The organism is Endozoicomonas sp. ONNA1 (assembly GCF_024606325.1).
GTDB lineage: Bacteria > Pseudomonadota > Gammaproteobacteria > Pseudomonadales > Endozoicomonadaceae > Endozoicomonas_A.
The window spans coordinates 1-1,502 of sequence record NZ_JAHHPN010000644.1 but is presented as its reverse complement, the minus strand read 5'-3'; the positions used below and the strand labels follow the sequence as shown (position 1 = coordinate 1,502).

The 1,502-nt window shown below is 43.8% G+C and carries 2 protein-coding genes; both read left to right on the top strand.

Annotated elements, in window-relative coordinates:
- A partial coding sequence (locus tag KDK19_RS15080) for a glycosyltransferase family 4 protein (protein ID WP_257292274.1) occupies positions 1-1,109 on the top strand: 1,109 nt, incomplete at its 5' end.
- On the top strand, positions 1,096-1,502 hold a 407-nt coding region (locus KDK19_RS15075; protein WP_257292273.1), incomplete at its 3' end, for a sugar transferase. The genes KDK19_RS15080 and KDK19_RS15075, both read left to right, overlap by 14 nt.

Sequence of the window (1,502 nt, the reverse complement as noted above, 5' to 3'; positions counted from 1 at the left end):
CAATTATTGCGGCAAGTGTTGAACTCAATACTGGCCGCCAAAGACTATCTTCTGGCGAGATAATGAGAGTGGATCAATTTGACGGCGTATCTTTCAAATGGATTCGAACCCCGCAATACAAAGGTAATGGCGCGGGACGAATGATTAATATACTGGCATACACATTCCGTGTACTGATGCCAGGTGCCACGAAAGGGCTAGATAAGCCAAGCGCAGTTATTGGTTCCAGTGTTCACCCATTCGCTGGTGTTGCTGGTGCAATCTTGGCAAAGCGCTATGGGGTTCCCTTTGTATTTGAGGTTCGTGACCTTTGGCCACAAACATTGGTAGATCTTGGAAGGCTGAGTGAGAAAAGCATCACTACTCGAGTATTACGCTATCTCGAAAAGTGGTTGTACAAAAGAGCAGACCGCATCGTGACGCTCTTACCACATGCTGCTGATTACATTGTACCACTTGGTATCTCGTCGAAGAAAATAGTATGGATTCCAAATGGTGTTGAACTAGATGGCTATCCCGTTCCTAAACAGCCAACCGAGACTGATACGTTTACACTGATGTATTTTGGAGCACATGGCCAGGCGAATGGGCTCAGTAATGTATTAAATGCGATGGCTGAGTTACAAAATCGGACTGGAATGCAACATGTGCGTTTGAGGATGATTGGCGATGGACCTATGAAGCCAGAGTTAATACAAATGGCTCGGAATCTGGCTTTGAAAAATGTTGAATTTGAAAATCCGGTGCCGAAACAAAAAATTCCTGCTTTGGCCAAAGAAGCTGATGTGTTTGTTATTGTTGTTAGGGATATGAAACAGCTTTACCGCTATGGTATTAGCATGAATAAGTTGTTTGATTATCTTGCTGCCGGACGTCCAACTATCATTGCATCTGAGGCTTCAAATAACCCTATCAAAGAGGCTAAGGCAGGTATAACTGTACCATCAGAAAACCCCAGAGCATTAGCTGATGCTATTGCAACTTTAGTTACAATGTCTCAGGCTGAACGTGCTGCTATGGGCCATGCGGGTAGGACTTATGTTGAAAAGTACAATAGTTATGAAGTTCTTGCTGCGCGATTTGCCACCATGTTAAATGAGTGCAGTTGAAGTGAAAAGATTTATAGATGTTGTCATTTCTTTGTTTGCTTTAGTTCTGTTTACGCCTGTGTTCGTATACATCGCATTAAAAGTACGTCGCTACTTGGGAAGTCCGGTTTTCTTTACTCAAGAGCGGCCGGGTCTTGATGGTAAGTCTTTCCACATGATCAAGTTTCGCTCCATGCTTGATGCCTATGATGAACAAGGTATTCCTTTGGCAGATAGTGAACGTTTGACAGATTTCGGCCGCTGGTTGCGAGAAACTAGCCTCGATGAGCTACCTGAACTCTGGAATGTTTTAAAAGGTGATATGAGCTTGGTAGGTCCAAGACCTTTATTGATGCGGTACCTGCCACTGTACTCAAAACAACAATATCGGCGACACGAGGTTAAACCTGGAAT